The sequence below is a fragment of the Sheuella amnicola genome (assembly GCF_010499255.1).
Lineage (GTDB): Bacteria > Pseudomonadota > Gammaproteobacteria > Burkholderiales > Burkholderiaceae_B > Zwartia > Zwartia amnicola.
The window spans coordinates 103,240-120,877 of record NZ_JAAGRN010000003.1 but is presented as its reverse complement, the minus strand read 5'-3'; the positions used below and the strand labels follow the sequence as shown (position 1 = coordinate 120,877).

General features: G+C 52.8%; 14 protein-coding genes. 2 read left to right on the top strand and 12 right to left on the bottom strand.

Annotated features, from left to right (window positions below):
• The first annotated feature begins 17 nt into the window (after nt 1-17).
• Nucleotides 18-536, top strand: coding sequence for a DUF1178 family protein (locus tag G3I67_RS05385; protein WP_163652323.1), 519 nt, complete (start codon nt 18-20; stop codon nt 534-536).
• Nucleotides 537-575: 39 nt separating this feature from the next.
• The gene (locus G3I67_RS05380) at nt 576-827 is read left to right on the top strand and encodes a YkgJ family cysteine cluster protein (RefSeq protein WP_163652880.1); all 252 of its coding nucleotides are present in this window, start codon (nt 576-578) and stop codon (nt 825-827) included.
• A 36-nt stretch (nt 828-863) separates the two neighbouring features.
• Here the strand turns inward: G3I67_RS05380 and efp are convergent, their stop codons facing one another.
• The 12 genes from efp to G3I67_RS05320 form a co-directional block, all read right to left on the bottom strand.
• A complete protein-coding gene (gene efp / locus G3I67_RS05375; RefSeq protein ID WP_163652321.1) occupies nt 864-1,421 on the bottom strand; it encodes an elongation factor P in 558 nt (185 codons plus the stop codon).
• An 86-nt stretch (nt 1,422-1,507) separates the two neighbouring features.
• Nucleotides 1,508-2,656: an elongation factor P maturation arginine rhamnosyltransferase EarP gene (gene earP / locus G3I67_RS05370; RefSeq protein WP_235931736.1), complete on the bottom strand. Its 1,149-nt coding sequence runs from the start codon at nt 2,654-2,656 to the stop codon at nt 1,508-1,510.
• Between the two features lie 2 nt (nt 2,657-2,658).
• Complete coding sequence (locus tag G3I67_RS05365) at nt 2,659-3,870, bottom strand: DUF2863 family protein (protein ID WP_163652316.1); 1,212 nt, start codon at nt 3,868-3,870, stop codon at nt 2,659-2,661.
• Between the two features lie 121 nt (nt 3,871-3,991).
• Nucleotides 3,992-6,697: an aconitate hydratase AcnA gene (gene acnA / locus G3I67_RS05360; RefSeq protein ID WP_163652876.1), complete on the bottom strand. Its 2,706-nt coding sequence runs from the start codon at nt 6,695-6,697 to the stop codon at nt 3,992-3,994.
• A 197-nt stretch (nt 6,698-6,894) separates the two neighbouring features.
• Nucleotides 6,895-9,480, bottom strand: coding sequence for a bifunctional aconitate hydratase 2/2-methylisocitrate dehydratase (acnB, locus tag G3I67_RS05355; protein ID WP_163652314.1), 2,586 nt, complete (start codon nt 9,478-9,480; stop codon nt 6,895-6,897).
• Nucleotides 9,481-9,625: 145 nt separating this feature from the next.
• Nucleotides 9,626-9,904, bottom strand: a complete 279-nt coding sequence (locus G3I67_RS05350) for a GNAT family N-acetyltransferase (RefSeq protein ID WP_163652312.1) — start codon at nt 9,902-9,904, stop codon at nt 9,626-9,628.
• A gap of 14 nt (nt 9,905-9,918) precedes the next feature.
• The gene (locus G3I67_RS05345; protein ID WP_163652310.1) at nt 9,919-10,314 is read right to left on the bottom strand and encodes a hypothetical protein; all 396 of its coding nucleotides are present in this window, start codon (nt 10,312-10,314) and stop codon (nt 9,919-9,921) included.
• A gap of 71 nt (nt 10,315-10,385) precedes the next feature.
• On the bottom strand, nt 10,386-11,576 hold the full coding sequence (gene prpF, locus G3I67_RS05340) for a 2-methylaconitate cis-trans isomerase PrpF (protein ID WP_163652308.1): 1,191 nt from the start codon (nt 11,574-11,576) through the stop codon (nt 10,386-10,388).
• Nucleotides 11,577-11,633: 57 nt separating this feature from the next.
• A complete protein-coding gene (acnD, locus tag G3I67_RS05335) occupies nt 11,634-14,228 on the bottom strand; it encodes a Fe/S-dependent 2-methylisocitrate dehydratase AcnD (protein WP_163652306.1) in 2,595 nt (864 codons plus the stop codon).
• 5 nt (nt 14,229-14,233) lie between these two features.
• On the bottom strand, nt 14,234-15,433 hold the full coding sequence (gene prpC / locus G3I67_RS05330; protein WP_163652304.1) for a bifunctional 2-methylcitrate synthase/citrate synthase: 1,200 nt from the start codon (nt 15,431-15,433) through the stop codon (nt 14,234-14,236).
• 34 nt (nt 15,434-15,467) lie between these two features.
• Nucleotides 15,468-16,361, bottom strand: coding sequence for a methylisocitrate lyase (gene prpB, locus G3I67_RS05325; RefSeq protein WP_163652302.1), 894 nt, complete (start codon nt 16,359-16,361; stop codon nt 15,468-15,470).
• Nucleotides 16,362-16,431: 70 nt separating this feature from the next.
• The gene (locus G3I67_RS05320; RefSeq protein WP_163652300.1) at nt 16,432-17,421 is read right to left on the bottom strand and encodes a malate dehydrogenase; all 990 of its coding nucleotides are present in this window, start codon (nt 17,419-17,421) and stop codon (nt 16,432-16,434) included.
• Nucleotides 17,422-17,638: the final 217 nt, after the last annotated feature.

Below are 17,638 nucleotides of genomic sequence, written 5' to 3'. Positions count from 1 at the left end.
GACCTTATACAGTAGTTATGGGATTAAAAGTATTCGATCTGCAGTGTGAAAATGGCCATCTCTTCGAGGGGTGGTTTGGTTCGCACGAAGATTATGACGCGCAACAGGCGCGCGGGCTGGTAACGTGCCCGATGTGTCAAAGTGTCTCGATCGTAAAAAGATTATCCGCACCCAGATTGAACGTGGGTCATTTCAATGAAGCTCAGAGGCAAGCAAGCCATCAGCAGGCTGACCAGTCTTCTGCGCCTTCGAATTCATCCGATATTGCTCCGATCGCATCCCAGCCGGTAACGGCCGCATCGCCCGAGCTGGCACAATTGCAAGCCGCTATCATGGTGCAAATGCGCGAATTCATCAGCAAGACCGAAAACGTAGGCGATAAATTCGCACAAGAAGCGCGGCGCATACACGAAGGTGAGTCTGAAGAGCGCCCGATCAGAGGCACCGCAACACGTGAGGAGCGTGAAGCACTTGCCGAGGAGGGTATCGCAGTGGTCGCCCTACCTGATTTTCTGGACACGGATAGAATGCAGTAGGGATCGAGTATTTCGAGCCATACCGACTTTCATGCCATGATGAACTGCCGTCCGGATTGCGGTGCTTGCTGCATCGCTCCATCCATTACCAGTCCGATACCGGGTATGCCCGATGGTAAGCCCGCGGGCATGCGTTGCGTGCAGTTGATGTCCGATAATCGATGCGCGATATTCGGTCAGCCCGGTCGACCTGCATTTTGTGGGGGGTTACAACCATCCGATGAGATGTGCGGTGCAAATAAAGAGCACGCTTTGCGATGGTTGGAGGAGCTTGAACGAGCGACGCGCTGATTTGCGCATCGCATCGCTAACAACATACTGCCAAGATTACATTACGCGGCTGCGGTATTCGCCGGTACGCGTATCGATTTCGATCTTGTCACCAATATCGCAGAAGAGTGGAACAGGCAACTCATAACCAGTGTTGATTTTGGCAGGCTTCATGACCTTACCCGAGGTGTCGCCACGTACCGCAGGCTCGGTATAGACAATCTCGCGAACGAGGATTGTGGGCAACTCGACAGAAATTGCGCGACCTTCGTAGAACACGACTTCTACCGGCATACCTTCCTCAAGGTAGTGCAGGGCGTCACCCATGCTTTCGGCTTCGATTTCGTACTGGTTGAAATCAGCATCCATGAAAACATACATGGGATCGCCAAAATAAGAGTAATTACACTCTTTACGCTCGAGCACGACAACGTCGAACTTTTCGTCAGCCTTGGAGACTGTTTCGGATCCCGAGCCTGTCAGCAGGTTTTTGAATTTGAATTTGACGACCGACGCATTGCGGCCTGATTTGCTGTATTCGGCGCGTTGAATCACCATCGGATCCTTGCCGATCATGACAACGTTGCCCACGCGCAGCTCTTGTGCGGTTTTCATTCTTTAACACTCCGGTAGAACAGAAGATCTCCGGGGCTAAATTCCGGAGTAGCCCGCTATTTTAGCCTTTCTGGGCCGATATTGCTCTAACTGGCTAACTTGTTGCGGACGAAGCGGTCAAGCGAGGATGCCAGCTCAGGCATGTTGAGAAGCGTTTCGGTTAAACGACTGGCATGGGCTTGCCAGTTTTCGAAGGCCGGATTCGCGAGGTTTATTCTAAAAAACTTCGAAAAATCCTGATCAGTCGCATGCATCGACAGTTGGTCGGGAGCATTTCTGGATTGATCCGAAGGTGGATTCCAGGAGCGAAAAAGTTCTCCAACGGATTGCGGCAGACCGGAGCGTGCCAGCCAGGCATCCAGCTTGACCAGGTGAGTATTCTCGGTCTGACTGTAAATCTGCCAAATGAAAGGTTTGCCGGCCCAGATTGCACGCACAACTGAATCCTCGCCTCTGACGAAATTCAAGTCGCATGTCCAGAGTATCTTGTCGTAATCGATTTGAGGAACGAAAGGAATGCGTTCTATGAAAAGATTGCCGATTCGACTGGTTTGCAGATGTGGTGCGATCCCTTTTGGTATCAGAAGCACAGATGCAGTATCTGATTTAGTCAGTAATTCGACGGCGGAATGTATTGGGGCATTCGGGTAGCAGAACAACGAAATGAGCTTAGCCTTGTGTTGTTGATTTTTTCCTTGCCATGCTTCAAGAGCCTGAGTCGATATTCCAAGGGATTTCAGAAAGGAGAGTTGTGCGGCCGGATGGTCGAGCCATTCATTTCTTCTGGTGATTAGATCAACCTCTCGCAATAAACCGCCTGTTCGCAAGGTGAAGCCGGGAAAGTAAAAGTAGGATGACAATCCATCCGAACGCAATGAAGGCAGCGCATGACAGGATTCAACCCAGTTTTCCGCACTCAGGTATTCGAGATTAATCCATACGATTGGCGAGATTTTGATTTTTTCGAGATAAGTGGCCGGTAAATCGCAGGAAAACATCGCGATGGCGACATCAGCCGGATTTTCTGCAGTTTCATTTGTCCAGTGAACGATCTCGATTCCGTCGATTGAAGGCTGTTTGCGCACTCTGGGTTCGAGCTTTTCAAAACTTTGCAGATCGTCAACCCAGAGTCGAATCGACCAGTCATGTTCAGAATTTAATTGACGAGCAAGTCGCCATGCCACGCCAATGTCGCCAAAGTTGTCAATGACCCGGCAGAAAATGTCTGCCCGCATCATTAGTGCAAATGGGTTGGCGCTGCTTCGGCTCCTTCGGGAAGCTCAGCGTGCACCATTTCTCCGGAAGGGTTCGGAAAGTAGGGTGCACCGCAATCTTCACAAAACTCGGGAGCCAGTATGCCGGGTAAACGTCTGATGTCGGAGATGCCGCATTCTTTGATGAGCGCGACTATTTCATCCTGCGTGTCCGGCTGTGCTGCTTCGCCTTCGAAAAATTCTTGGCCATCCTCCCGCTCATACATGGGCCATAGGCAACCATAGATGACTTCGGACTGGTTTTTTTGCGTAAACCCTATCCGATACTCGTCGACGCGATTTTCACCGCAACCGGCAATAATGGCGCGTAAACGATTAGGCTCTACATTCAGCACACTACAAAGCCACAAAATGGCCGCTTTGACCGAAAGAGGGCGTACTTGACGATCGGCCTCACGGTTACTGACATAGAAGGCATCAGGCAAAATAATTTCAAAACCACATCCAGTCAATATTCTGGAAAAAACGGGTCTGGCGTGTTCGATCCAGTTTGATAGTGCTTGAACACGTCCTTCACCCTGTTCTCCCGGTGTTTCTTGCCAGCGAAAAATAGCCTGACCTTTGGGTACGGCGACTGCTGCAACCAGATAGCGGGTATCAGCCAGCATATTGACCGCGTCGGGTTCTTGATTCAGTGAAGGGTATGCGTTTGTGCCTCCCAGAGCTTGCAAACCCAGTTTTTGCATCCAATCCCAGGTTTCGCAAAATGTGCGAGGCATTTGGTCCAGACTTGCCAGTTGCGGCATTAAGGCGATACGAGCGCCTTTGGCCAATACTTGGGTTCGCAGCACATCCTTGAGCAAGGATGCATCCGAGTCGGATAGGGCGGGTGCAGGAATGCTGTATCTAGTCCAGGCAACGACTGGAGCAACGATGAGAAGAACATCGTACTGCTGATCGTCCTTTTCGATTTTGCATGATTCCGATGCGGTTTCAGCCTGTTCGATCAATACTTCATAGGCATCAGGATTGCACTTTGACAGGTATTCAAGTGCTATATCAATAGCCGAATCGTTGCCGCTACGCATGAGCTTCGTAAGAGATATTCCGAACTCGGATTCCCAGAAAGTATCTTCAACCCTGCTGCCCGAGTTGTGTAAAGCCACAGACAGGGTAACAAGACGGGTCGCTTCACGAGTCAGGCGCGAAGTGTGAGCGGATGAAGAACGGGCCATAAAAAGTCAACAACAACGATCGGAACCTCTAGTGTAACGAACAATGCGATCTAAATAGTCGACCGCATTGTTATCCGGATGATGCGACAAATGTATCTATGTTGCTCTTAGTGCAATGTTTCTAGTCTGATAGCAATTGGCGAAGGACAAAAGGCAAAATCCCTCCATGTTGGTAGTAATCAACCTCAATCGGTGTATCTATTCGTAATAACAACGGTATCCGATCGATATGTCCTTTGGGTCGATGAATCACTAGCGTGACATCTTGTTGCGGTTTGATTCCATGCTCAAGGCCTTCAATATCGAAGAGTTCACTGCCTGTAATGTGAAGCGAATCCACAGAATCCCGACCCTTGAATTGCAAAGGCAGCACCCCCATGCCAACCAGGTTGCTGCGATGAATTCTTTCGAAACTTCGCACAATCACAGCCCTGATCCCAAGCAGGTAAGTTCCTTTAGCCGCCCAGTCGCGAGAAGAGCCTGTTCCATATTCCTCGCCACCAAATACGACTGTTGGCACACCCGTTGTCATGTATTGCATGGCTGCATCATAAATCGACATCCGACGGCCATCGGGTTGGTGAATCGTTTCTCCGCCTTCGATGCGTGACCCGTCCGGTCTCGGCGGAATCATAAGGTTTTTAATTCTGACATTGGCGAACGTGCCGCGCATCATGATTTCGTGATTGCCGCGTCTGGATCCGTAACTGTTGAAGTTTTCTTTACGGATCCCATGTTCGATCAACCACTGTCCCGCCGGAGATGTTTCTTTGATCGATCCTGCAGGCGAGATGTGATCGGTTGTTACGGAATCACCGAAAATTCCCAAAGCTCGTGCCCCGGTTATCGAAGGCATTGCATCCGGCTTCATAGCGAAGTGATCAAAGAAGGGAGGCTTGGCGATGTAGGTTGATTCAGGCCAGTTGTATATGTTTCCGGTGACGCCTTCGATATGTTCCCAGAGTTTGCCTGGCTTGCTCTGAACCTGATCGTAGTTTTTACGAAAGACTTTCGGGTCCATCGCGAATCGCATTAAATCTTCGACCTCTTTGGCGGTGGGCCAAATGTCGCCCAGATAGACATCCCCTTTAGTTCCTTTGCCGACAGGTTCGGTCATGAGATCCCGGGTGATATTGCCTGCAATCGCATAGGCGACCACAAGGGGAGGTGACGCAAGAAAATTAGCTTTCAGATTGGGATGGATTCGAGCTTCGAAGTTGCGATTGCCGGATAAAACGGCTGCACAAATAAGATCGTCATCAATGATCGTCTGATTAAATTCCGGCGCGAGATCTCCCGCGTTGCCAATACATGTTGTGCAACCATAGGCCGCGACATTGAATCCGAGCTCATCAAGCGAATTGAGCAAGCCGGCTCGCTCAAGATATTCCGTGACAACTCGAGATCCGGGGGCAAGCGATGTTTTGACATGTGGGCGAACTTTCAGGCCCGCTTTAACCGCCTTCTTGGCCAGTAGGCCGGCTGCGAGCATGACGCTAGGGTTGGATGTATTGGTGCAAGAGGTGATCGCTGCGATCAGAATGTCACCATTGCGCAGAATGGATCCCGTGGAGGTTGTGAATTCACGCCCTAATTTGGCAGGGGGTTGATTAAATCCGTTTTCCGCAATCGGTTTGGAAAACAAAGTGGTGAATGTCGACTTCACGTCGCCGATTTCGATTCGATCCTGCGGTCGCTTTGGACCTGCAAGTGAGGGTACCACCGATCCGAGATCGAGTTTGATCAATTTGGTGTAGTGGATATCAGCGGCATCGGGTATGCCGAACATTTCCTGTGCCTTGAAATAATCTTTGAGCGCGGCGACCTCTTGCTTGGTGCGTCCGGTTCCCTTGAAATATTCAATGGTTTTATCATCGACAGGGAAAAATCCCATCGTTGCGCCATACTCTGGTGCCATGTTGCCGATAGTCGCGCGATCTGTTGTGGATAGACTAGCTGTGCCTGGGCCGCAAAATTCGACGAACTTACCGACCACTTTTTCACGTCTGAGAATTTCAGTCAATGTCAGTACCAGATCGGTCGCTGTGACACCCCCGCGAAGTTGGCCTGTCAGTTCAACTCCCACAACATCAGGTGTTAAAAAATAAACAGGTTGCCCGAGCATTGCGGCTTCCGCTTCGATGCCGCCGACTCCCCAGCCGACAACACCGATGCCGTTAATCATGGTGGTGTGGCTATCGGTTCCGACCAGCGTATCAGGGTAGTAAATATCGTGTTTTTTGTCATGGTGGACGCCTCGGGCGAGATACTCGAGGTTGACTTGATGAACGATACCGAACCCCGGAGGGACGACGCCAAACGTATCAAATGCCTGCATCCCCCATTTCATGAATTGATAGCGCTCTTGATTGCGCTCGAATTCGATCTTCATGTTGAGATCAAGGGATTTTTTTGTACCGAAGTAATCGATCATGACCGAGTGATCGACGACCAGATCGACCGGTACAAGTGGCTCTATCGATTTGGCTCGTTTACCCATTTTTTCAGCCACATCCCGCATCGCTGCAAGATCCGCAAGCAATGGCACTCCGGTGAAATCTTGAAGAACGACGCGAGCAACGACAAAAGGAATCTCTTCTTCGCGTTTCTCGTTCGGTTGCCAGTTTGCAAGCGCTTTGATGTGGGTTTCTGTGATCTTGTCCCCATCGCAGTTTCGCAATACCGATTCGAGGACGATACGAATCGAAACAGGCAGTTTGGTCATGTCGATCCCAAGCGATTTGCCTAGTGCCGGCAAGGAGTAGAAATGCGCCTGTTTCTTTCCTGTTTTGAATTTTTTCAGTGTGTTCAGGGTGTTGTGCTTCATCATCGTTCTCCCGGTAAATACTAGATGTACAACTCAACTGATACGGATCATGCTACTCCTGTATGACAAGGCAGTGAAGCGCAAAATGAAGGACGAAAAAAAACCATCCCTTTCGGATGGTTTTTAATCGGAGAACCGGTTTGTTTACCCCTTGAACGTACAGAAGATCGAACGTCCGAGGGGTTTTAATCGATGGTTCAAGCTTCGATCTGATCGGCAACGTCCTTGTAATCCTCGATTTTGTCGAAGTTCAAGTATTGGTAGATCTTGCTGCCGTTTTCGTTGATGACACCGATGTCGGCCATGTATTCGGCTTTGGTCGGGATTTTGCCCAGCTTGGAGCAGATCGCTGCCAACTCGGCAGAGCCAAGATAGACATTGGTGTTTTTGCCCAAACGATTCGGGAAGTTGCGGGTGCTGGTCGACATGACCGTCGCGCCTTCACGGACTTGCGCCTGATTGCCCATGCAAAGCGAGCAACCTGGCATTTCGGTGCGCGCGCCTGCTTGACCGAATACTCCATAGTGACCTTCTTCCGTCAACTGAGTGGCATCCATCTTGGTGGGAGGGGCCAGCCACAACTTGACCGGAATGTCGCGTTTGCCTTCAAGCAGCTTGGATGCAGCCCGGAAGTGACCGATGTTGGTCATGCAGCTGCCGATAAACACTTCATCGATCTTGGCACCGGCGACATCGGACAATGTCTTCACATCATCGGGATCATTCGGGCAGGCCACGATAGGTTCATGGATGTCGGCCAAATCGATTTCGATCACAGCTGCGTATTCCGCATCGGCATCGGGTGCCAGCAACTGGGGGTTGGCCAACCATGCTTCCATTGCTTGAATCCGGCGAACCAGGCTACGCTCGTCCTCGTAGCCATTGGCGATCATCCACTTAAGCATCACGATGTTGCTGTTGATGTATTCGATGATGGGCTCTTTGTTGAGACGTACGGTACAGCCGGCAGCCGAACGCTCGGCGGATGCATCAGACAGTTCGAAAGCCTGTTCGACTTTCAGGTCCGGCAGGCCTTCGATTTCGAGAATACGGCCTGAGAATGCATTGACTTTGCCTTGCTTTTCAACGGTCAGCAGACCCTGCTTGATTGCGTAGAGAGGAATGGCGTTGACCAGGTCGCGTAAAGTGACGCCTGGCTGCATTTTCCCCTTGAAGCGAACCAGAATTGATTCGGGCATATCCAGCGGCATGACGCCAGTGGCTGCGGCGAAAGCTACAAGGCCTGAACCGGCCGGAAAGCTGATGCCGATCGGGAAGCGCGTGTGGGAGTCGCCACCGGTACCCACGGTATCGGGCAACAGCATGCGATTAAGCCACGAGTGAATCACGCCGTCGCCCGGACGCAGGGAAATACCGCCGCGGGTGCTGATGAATTGTGGCAGTGTGTGGTGCGTCTTGACGTCCACCGGCTTGGGATAAGCTGCAGTGTGGCAGAAGGACTGCATGACCAGATCGGCAGAGAAGCCCAGGCAGGCGAGATCTTTGAGTTCGTCGCGGGTCATCGGACCAGTGGTGTCCTGGCTACCCACGGAAGTCATTTTGGGTTCGCAATATGTGCCTGGACGCACGCCTTTGCCTTCTGGTAAACCACAGGCACGACCAACCATCTTCTGGGCGAGGGTATAGCCCTTTTTGGTATCGGCTGGATTGTGTGGCAGACGGAACAGGGTTGAGGGTGGCAGGCCAAGAGCTTCACGTGCCTTGCCTGTCAGGCCGCGACCGATAATCAGTGGAATACGGCCGCCTGCACGAACTTCGTCAAACAGCACTTCTGATTTGACTTCGAATTTGGCGATCACTTTGCCGTCTTTCAGGGCTTGGCCATCATATGGACGAAGCTCGATCACATCGCCCATGTTCATGTTGGCCACGTCGAGTTCGATCGGCAGTGCGCCGGCATCTTCCATGGTGTTATAGAAAATCGGGGCGATCTTGTTACCGAGGCATACGCCACCAAAACGCTTGTTCGGAACGAATGGAATGTCCTCACCGGTGAACCACAGCACCGAGTTGGTCGCGGATTTACGCGACGAGCCGGTACCGACCACATCGCCAACATAGGCGACAAGATGTCCTTTCTTTTTCAGATCATTGATGAAATTGACGGGGCCAACTTTGCCGGGGTCTTGCGGTGTGATGCCGTCGCGCGGGTTCTTGAGCATGGCCAGGGCATGCAAAGGAATGTCAGGGCGGCTCCAAGCGTCTGGAGCAGGCGACAGGTCGTCGGTGTTGGTTTCACCGGGTACCTTGAATACAGTGATGGTCAAGCTCTTTGGAACTTCCGGGCGGCTGGTGAACCACTCGGCATCGGCCCAACTTTGCAGCACGGCTTTGGCGTTGGCGTTGCCTTTATCCGCCTTGGTTTTGACGTCATGGAATGCATCGAACATCAACAAGGTTTTTTTCAACGCATCGGCAGCGATTGTGCCGACTTCGGCGTCATCAAGCAGTTCGACCAGCGGGCCGATGTTGTAACCACCAAGCATGGTACCCAGCAGTTCGGTTGCTTTTGCGCGGGAAATCAATGAGCACTTCTCAGTGCCTTTGGCTACTGCTGCCAGATAGGCTGCTTTGACCATGGCGGCATCGTCCACACCTGCAGGTACGCGGTGCGTGAGCAATTCAACCAGAAACTCGCCTTCGCCCGCAGGGGGGGATTTGAGCAGGTCGATCAGCTCGGCTGTTTGTTTTGCGGATAGGGGCAGGGGAGGAATGCCAAGGGCAGCGCGTTCTGCCACGTGTTGGCGGTAGGCTTGAAGCATGGGATCGCCTTTGAAAAGTGGGTGGGTGAGAGTGATTGTAGATCGAAGCAATGTACGTAGCAAGTGTCTTATATCTTATATAAGACTTAAATGTTCTGGTTCATACGTTTTGTGCAAGCCAAGCGGTCAGGCAACTAAGTATTATTTATTTTTTGAGAATATCTGCAAATTCAGGATGGCGTCGGACGTAGGCAGCTGTGTAGCTGCAAACCGGCACAACCTTCAGGCCTGCCTTGCGCACCGATTCCAACGCGAATTGCGTGAGTTCCGCGGCAATGCCTCGTCCGCCAACTGCATCTGGAACGCCTGTATGCGTAATGGTCATGACACCATCTTTGAGTAAGTAGTCGATGACGCATCTATGGCCGTCAACGACGGTTGAGAATCGACTGTGTTCAGTGTCTTGAGTGATATCGAGTGACATATGCGGAAGTGTCCTTATTTTGCGGCGCCAGTTAATACCAGCGTCCAAAGTACCAGCATGGCTACCATGCCCAATGCGCTTGCAGACCAAAGCCCGACGATGGGCCATTTAATATTCCAGGGAATATCGTCGATGTCGACGTGGCGCAGCAGCTGGTTGGCTTGTCCGGCAAGGCCGATTTTACGATTTGGAAACATGAGTCGCAAAAAATAATCCAGAATGATTTTCATGCGAATGCTGAATGGATATTTCGAATAAGCTTGCTCGCGCAAGTATGGGTGCTTGAATAATCTGTTGGTCTGGTCGATTTTAAAAAACAGTAAATATGCGCCCGAAATAAAGAAAACAAATGTGCACGTAGTGAACATGCTGAACGAAATGACCAGAGCGAGTGAAATATATTGAGACATGGTGTGCGTAACGAACGAATGAAAACGCCGCACAAATCGGCGGCGTCTGTGAAGTGATTAGTGTAGTTGACTTAGAACGCATCGCCGGGTACGCGAACCCAGCCCTCCATCAGTACACGGGCGCTTCTGCTCATGATGGCTTTTGTGACGCTCCATTCGCCATCGATTTGTTCGGCCTGCGCACCCACCCGCAAAGTGCCCGATGGGTGCCCAAAGCGTACCGCGTCAAGATTGCCACCACCTGCGGCCAGATTGACCAGCGTGCCCGGAATGGCAGCGGCCGTACCGATTGCAACGGCTGCAGTACCCATCATTGCGTGGTGCAACTTACCCATTGAGAGTGCGCGCACCAGCAAATTGACATCACTTGCCAAAACCTTTTTACCGCTGGAAGAGACATAATCCGTTGGGGGTGCGACAAAAGCCACTTTTGGCGTGTGCTGGCGCTTTGCGGCTTCGTCGATATGCTTGATCAATCCCATGCGAACCGCTCCATAGGCGCGAATCGTTTCGAACATGGTCAGCGCTTTGGTATCGCTGTTAATGTCGTCCTGAAGTTCGGTGCCCTTGTAGCCGATATCCGCGGCATTGACAAATATCGTGGGAATGCCCGCATTGATCATGGTGGCTTTGAATGTACCGACACCCGGGACCTCAAGGTCATCAACCAGATTTCCGGTCGGAAACATGGAACCGCCCGAGCCTTCTTCTTCAGCGGCCGGATCCATGAATTCGAGCTGTACTTCCGCTGCCGGAAATGTCACGCCATCCAGTTCGAAATCGCCTGTTTCCTGAACTGCACCATTGGTGATGGGAACGTGCGCAATGATAGTTTTACCGATATTTGCTTGCCAAATCCTAACGGTTGCGATGCCGTTTTGAGGGATGCGCGCCGGATCGACCAGGCCGTTGGTGATGCCGAAGGGACCGACGGCTGCAGACAGATTGCCGCAGTTGCCACTCCAGTCCACAAATGCCTTGTCGATGGACACCTGACCGAACAGATAGTCGATATCGTGATCAGGACGGGTGCTTTTGGACAGTATGACAGTTTTACTTGTGCTTGAAGTCGCGCCACCCATTCCATCGATTTGCTTGCCATACGGATCGGGGCTACCAATGACGCGCAATAACAAAGCATCGCGGGCTGCACCGGGTTGCTGTGCAGCTGCCGGTAAATCCTGCAAGCGAAAGAACACGCCTTTACTGGTGCCGCCGCGCATGTACGTGGCGGCCACTTTGATCTGAGGTGCAAAAGTCATGAGTGAGATCCTGTAAATGAGTGTCTTGTTCGCAAAGAAGAATGGGTGTCAACGTGTTCAGGCCGCTGCGCTCGACTCCAGGAAGTCTTGCGCAAAGCGCTGCAGCACGCCGCCGGCTTCGTAAATCGAGACTTCTTCTGCCGTGTCCAGACGACAGGTGACCGGCACTTCTACGCGTTCACCACTCTTGCGATGAATAACAAGCGTGAGTGTGGCGCGAGGCGTCAGCTTTCCGACTACATCGTAGGTCTCCGTACCGTCGATGCTTAGCGTGTTGCGATTCACGCCCGGTTTGAATTCGAGCGGCAATACGCCCATGCCAACGAGGTTGGTACGATGGATGCGTTCGAAACCTTCTGCCACAATCGCCTCAACACCGGCAAGACGAACGCCTTTGGCTGCCCAGTCGCGGGAGGAACCTTGGCCATAGTCGGCGCCGGCGACGATGATCAGAGGCTGCTTGCGCTCCATGTAGGTTTCGATCGCTTCCCACATGCGGGTGACTTTGCCTTCAGGCTCGATGCGGGCAAGCGAGCCCTGTTTGACCTTGCCGTTTTCCTGAACCATCTCATTGAGCAGTTTCGGGTTGGCGAAGGTTGCGCGCTGAGCGGTCAGGTGATCACCCCGGTGCGTTGCATACGAGTTGAAGTCTTCTTCAGGCACGCCCATTTTGGCCAGATATTCGCCGGCGGCGCTATCCATCATGATCGCATTGGATGGCGATAGATGGTCTGTCGTAATGTTATCGCCCAGAACGGCCAGCGGACGCATGCCTTTTAACAGGCGCGCTCCGGCAAGCGCACCTTCCCAATAGGGTGGGCGACGAATGTACGTGCTCTGTGGACGCCAGTCGTAAAGAGGACTGAGTTTTTCCCCGGTTTCGACGCTCGCCGCAAACATAGGCTCGTACACTTTACGGAATTGCTCGGGCTTGACGCTGGCTGCAACGATTGCATCGATTTCAGCGTCGGTTGGCCAGATGTCTTTAAGCGTGACGGGCTTGCCGTCCTTGTCTGTGCCCAGAACGTCTTTTTCAATATCGAACCGGATTGTGCCGGCGATGGCATAGGCAACGACCAGTGGGGGAGATGCCAGGAATGCCTGTTTGGCGTAGGGATGGATACGACCATCGAAGTTGCGATTGCCCGACAGCACGGCAGTGGCGTACAAATCGCGATCGATGATCTCTTTCTGAATGACAGGATCCAGCGCGCCGCTCATGCCGTTACACGTAGTGCATGCAAAAGCGACGATGCCAAATCCCAGCTTTTCGAGTTCAGGAAGTAGCTTGGCATCTTCAAGATAGAGTTCAACAGCTTTGGATCCTGGAGCAAGCGAGCTCTTGACCCAGGGCTTGCGGGTCAGGCCGCGTGCGTTGGCATTGCGTGCGAGCAGGCCCGCGGCGATGACGTTGCGTGGATTGCTGGTGTTGGTGCAACTCGTAATGGCTGCAATGATGACTGCGCCGTCGGGCATCAGGTCTGGTTCGTTTTCCACTTTGCCGGTGATGCCTTTGGCCGCCAGATCGGTAGTTGCTACGCGACGGTGCGGGTTCGATGGGCCGGCGATGTTGCGAACGACGGTTGACAGGTCAAAGCGCAATACGCGCTCGTATTCCGCGGTTTTCAGGCTATCGGCCCACAGGCCGGTTTGCTTGGCGTAAATTTCAACCAGTTTGACCTGTTCTTCCGATCGGCCGGTCAGCTTCAGATAGTCGATCGTTTGCTGATCGATATAGAACATGGCTGCCGTGGCCCCGTACTCCGGCGTCATATTCGAAATGGTCGCCCGGTCACCCAACGTCAGATGCGATGCACCTTCACCGAAGAACTCCAGATAAGCCGATACCACTTTCTGGTTACGCAAGAATTCAGTCAAAGCAAGCACCAGGTCCGTTGCCGTGATGCCGGGTTGCAGTTTGCCTGTCAATTCAACGCCAATGATGTCAGGCAGACGCATCCAGGACGCTCGACCCAGCATGACGTTTTCCGCTTCCAGGCCACCCACACCGATTGCAATGACACCCAGTGCATCGACGTGCGGTGTGTGGCTGTCTGTGCCGACAAGCGTGTCGGGATAGGCGACGCCATCTTGAGCATGAACGACCGGTGACATACGTTCCAGATTGATCTGGTGCATGATTCCGTTGCCGGGAGGGATCACATCAACGTTTTTGAATGTCTTCTTGGTCCAGTTGATGAAGTGAAAACGGTCTTCGTTGCGACGGTCTTCGATCGCACGGTTCTTTTCGAACGCATCGGGATCGAAACCGCCACATTCGACGGCCAGTGAGTGATCGACAATCAACTGCGTAGGCACAACAGGATTAACCAAGGCGGGGTCACCGCCTTGGGCCGCGATGGCGTCCCTGAGTCCTGCCAGGTCGACAAGTGCCGTTTGACCCAGAATGTCATGGCAAACCACGCGAGCAGGGAACCATGGAAAGTCCATGTCCTGTTTGCGTTCAATCAATTGACTGAGAGATGCGTTTAATGTCGCGGGGTCGCAGCGGCGCACCAGGTTTTCGGCCAGTACACGCGAAGTGTAGGGCAGTTTATCGTAGGATCCAGGCTTGATCGCATCGACGGCAGCGCGTGCGTCGAAGTAATCGAGCTTGGTTCCGGGCAGGGGTTTGCGGTTCGCAGTGTTCATGTTGATTACTTACGCTTTGCGAGTGGGACGAATTTCTGATCTTCAGGACCGACGTAGTTTGCGGCTGGACGAATGATCTTGTTGTCGATGCGCTGCTCAATGATGTGTGCAGACCAACCTGCTGTACGTGCGATCACGAAAAGAGGCGTGAACATGGCGGTTGGAACACCCATGACGTTGTATGACACGGCCGAGAACCAATCGAGGTTTGCGAACATTTTCTTCGCATCCCACATCACTGCTTCAATGCGATCGGCAATGTCGTACATCTTGGTTGAGCCGGCGGTCTTGGACAGTTTGTGGGCGACTTCCTTGATGACCTTGTTGCGTGGGTCGGAAATCGTGTAGACAGGGTGACCGAAACCAATGACCACTTCTTTGTTTTCGACGCGTGCGCGGATATCCGCTTCCGCTTCGTCGGGGTTTTCATAGCGCTGTTGCACTTCGAATGCGACTTCGTTTGCACCACCATGCTTTGGACCGCGCAGTGCGCCGATGCCCCCAGAGATGGCGGAGTACATGTCCGAACCCGTGCCGGCAATGACGCGGCAAGTGAATGTAGAAGCGTTGAATTCGTGCTCTGCGTATAGAATCAGGGAAGTATGCATCGCGCGAACCCATTCGTCGCTTGGCTTCTTGCCGTGCAGCAGATGCAGGAAGTGCGCGCCGATCGAATCGTCTTCGGTTTGCACGTCGATCACACGACCATTGTGGCTGAAATGGTACCAATAGAGCAGGGCAGATCCCAGGCTCGCCATCAAACGATCTGCGATATCGCGAGCGCCCGGCATGTTGTGGTCATCTTTTTCCGGCAGGATGCAGCCCAGCGTTGAAGCCGCCGTGCGCATCACGTCCATAGGGTGCGATGCGGCGGGAAGCGATTCGAGAACAGTCTGCAGTTGCGCGGGTAAACCACGCAGTGCCTTCAATTTCTGTTTGTAAGCGGCCAGTTCGGCTTTATTGGGCAGTTTGCCGTGAATCAGCAAGTGTGCGATTTCTTCAAATTCGCTGACTGCGGCCAGATCCAAAATGTCATAGCCACGGTAGTGCAAGTCGTTACCGCTGCGTCCGACCGTACACAGTGCCGTGTTGCCGGCGGTTACGCCTGACAGCGCAACTGATTTCTTTGGCTTGAAAGTGGGAGCTGCTTCTGCTGCGGCTGCGGCAGGTGCTTTTTTAACTGCGACTTTTTTGCTTGTTGCCATCTTTTGATTCTCCTAACAGATTCGGTGCGTGGGATTACTTGGCTTTGCCTTGCGCGAACAGGGCATCCAGCTGGCTTTCGAAAGCGTGATAGTTGATGCGGTCGTACAACTCTTCCCGCGTTTGCATCATGTCCACAACATTTTTCTGATGTCCGTCACGACGAATTGCCTGATACACGGCTTCAGCAGCTTTGTTCATTGCGCGAAAAGCCGATAGGGGGTAGAGCACCATGCCCACGCCAACGGATTTAAGCTCCTCGACGCTGAACAGCGGTGTCTTGCCGAACTCAGTGATGTTGGCAAGCAGCGGAACGTTGATTGCTTTCGAGAACTTGTCGAACGTTGCCAGGTCGTATGCGGCTTCTGCAAAAATTGCATCGGCACCTGCCTCGATACAGGCCAGCGCGCGCTCGATCGCAGCGTCCACACCATGGCTTGCGATCGCATCGGTGCGGGCGATGATGTAAAACTTGTCATCGGTGCGCGCGTCCGTGGCGGCTTTTACGCGATCGCGCATTTCTTCGGTTGAGACAATTTCCTTACCGGGACGATGACCGCAACGCTTCGCGCCGACCTGGTCTTCGATGTGACAGCCGGCTGCGCCAAACTTCGTAAGGCTCTTGACAGTACGAGCGATATTGAATGCTGAAGGACCAAAGCCGGTGTCGATATCAACGATCAGCGGGGTATCGCATACGTCTGTAATGCGACGAACATCGGTCAGTACATCATCCAGGGTATTGATACCCAGATCAGGCAGGCCCAGCGAGCCGGCTGCGACGCCACCACCGGAAAGATAAATCGCCTTAAAGCCTGCGCGATTGGCAAGCAGTGCGTGATTTGCATTGATTGCGCCGATGATTTGCAGGGGTTTTTCTGCGGCGAGTGCATCGCGAAAACGTTGACCAGCGGATGTTTGATTTGACATGCTTATCTCCAGAACCCTTTCAGTGATGAAAAAAATGGGCCCTTTTAATGAGGGCCCATTTTTAATTTGCTTACTTCAGCAGATGGGCAACGCCATCGCGCTCTTCGAGCAGTTCCTTGAGCGTCAAATCCATGCGCTCGCGTGAGAATGCATCGATTTCGAGGCCGGTCACGCGGTGGTATTCGCCACCCTCGCAAGTAACCGGTACGCCGTACATAATGCCTTCAGGGATGCCGTATGAACCATCTGAAGGAACGCCCATCGTGACCCACTTGCCGTTGGTGCCCAGAACCCAGTCGCGAACGTGGTCGATCGCGGCATTGGCTGCCGAAGCTGCGGAGGACAGGCCGCGCGCTTCAATGATGGCTGCGCCGCGCTTGCCGACGGTTGGCAGGAATACGTCGCGATTCCAGGCGGGATCATTGATCAGCTTCTCAACGCTTTGGCCACCGATTGTTGCGAAACGATAGTCGGCATACATTGTGGGAGAGTGATTGCCCCAGACAGCCATTTTCTGGATGTCGGCAACTGGTTTACCCATTTTTGTGCCAAGTTGCGAAAGCGCGCGGTTGTGATCCAGACGCAGCATGGCGGTGAAGTTCTTCGATGGCAAATCAGGCGCCGATTTCATCGCGATGTAAGCGTTTGTGTTGGCGGGGTTGCCAACCACCAGAACCTTGACGGTACGCTTGGCAACATCATTCAATGCCTTGCCCTGGGCGGTAAAGATTTGTCCGTTGACCGAGAGAAGCTCCGCACGCTCCATGCCGGGGCCGCGTGGACGCGAACCAACCAGCAAGGCGACGTCGGCGTCTTTGAAGGCCTCGCGCGGATCGCTGTGAGCCGACATGGACTGCAAAAGCGGGAACGCGCAATCGTCGAGTTCCATCATCACGCCTTTGAGCGCCTTTTGGGCTTTCTCGTCGGGAATCTCGAGCAATTGCAGAATCACGGGCTGATCCTTGCCGAGCATTTCACCTGAAGCGATACGGAACAAAAGTGCGTAACCGATCTGGCCGGCGGCACCGGTCACCGCGACGCGCATGGCGGGTTTTGACATAACAATCTCCGAATGGACTTGAATTAAAGAGGGTTCGAGAACTTCTCTCAGTTTAGCTTTTTTGACCGCGAACGAGGGGTGGCGGTCAAGCTTCGAAATCTGTTCGGAATGCTAGTTCAAATTATCTGGAACGTCAATTAATCTTATATCTTATATAAGACACAAGAGTGTGGACTTCAAGAGATGTCTGTGCCACAATAAGCCCACTTTTTTTCAA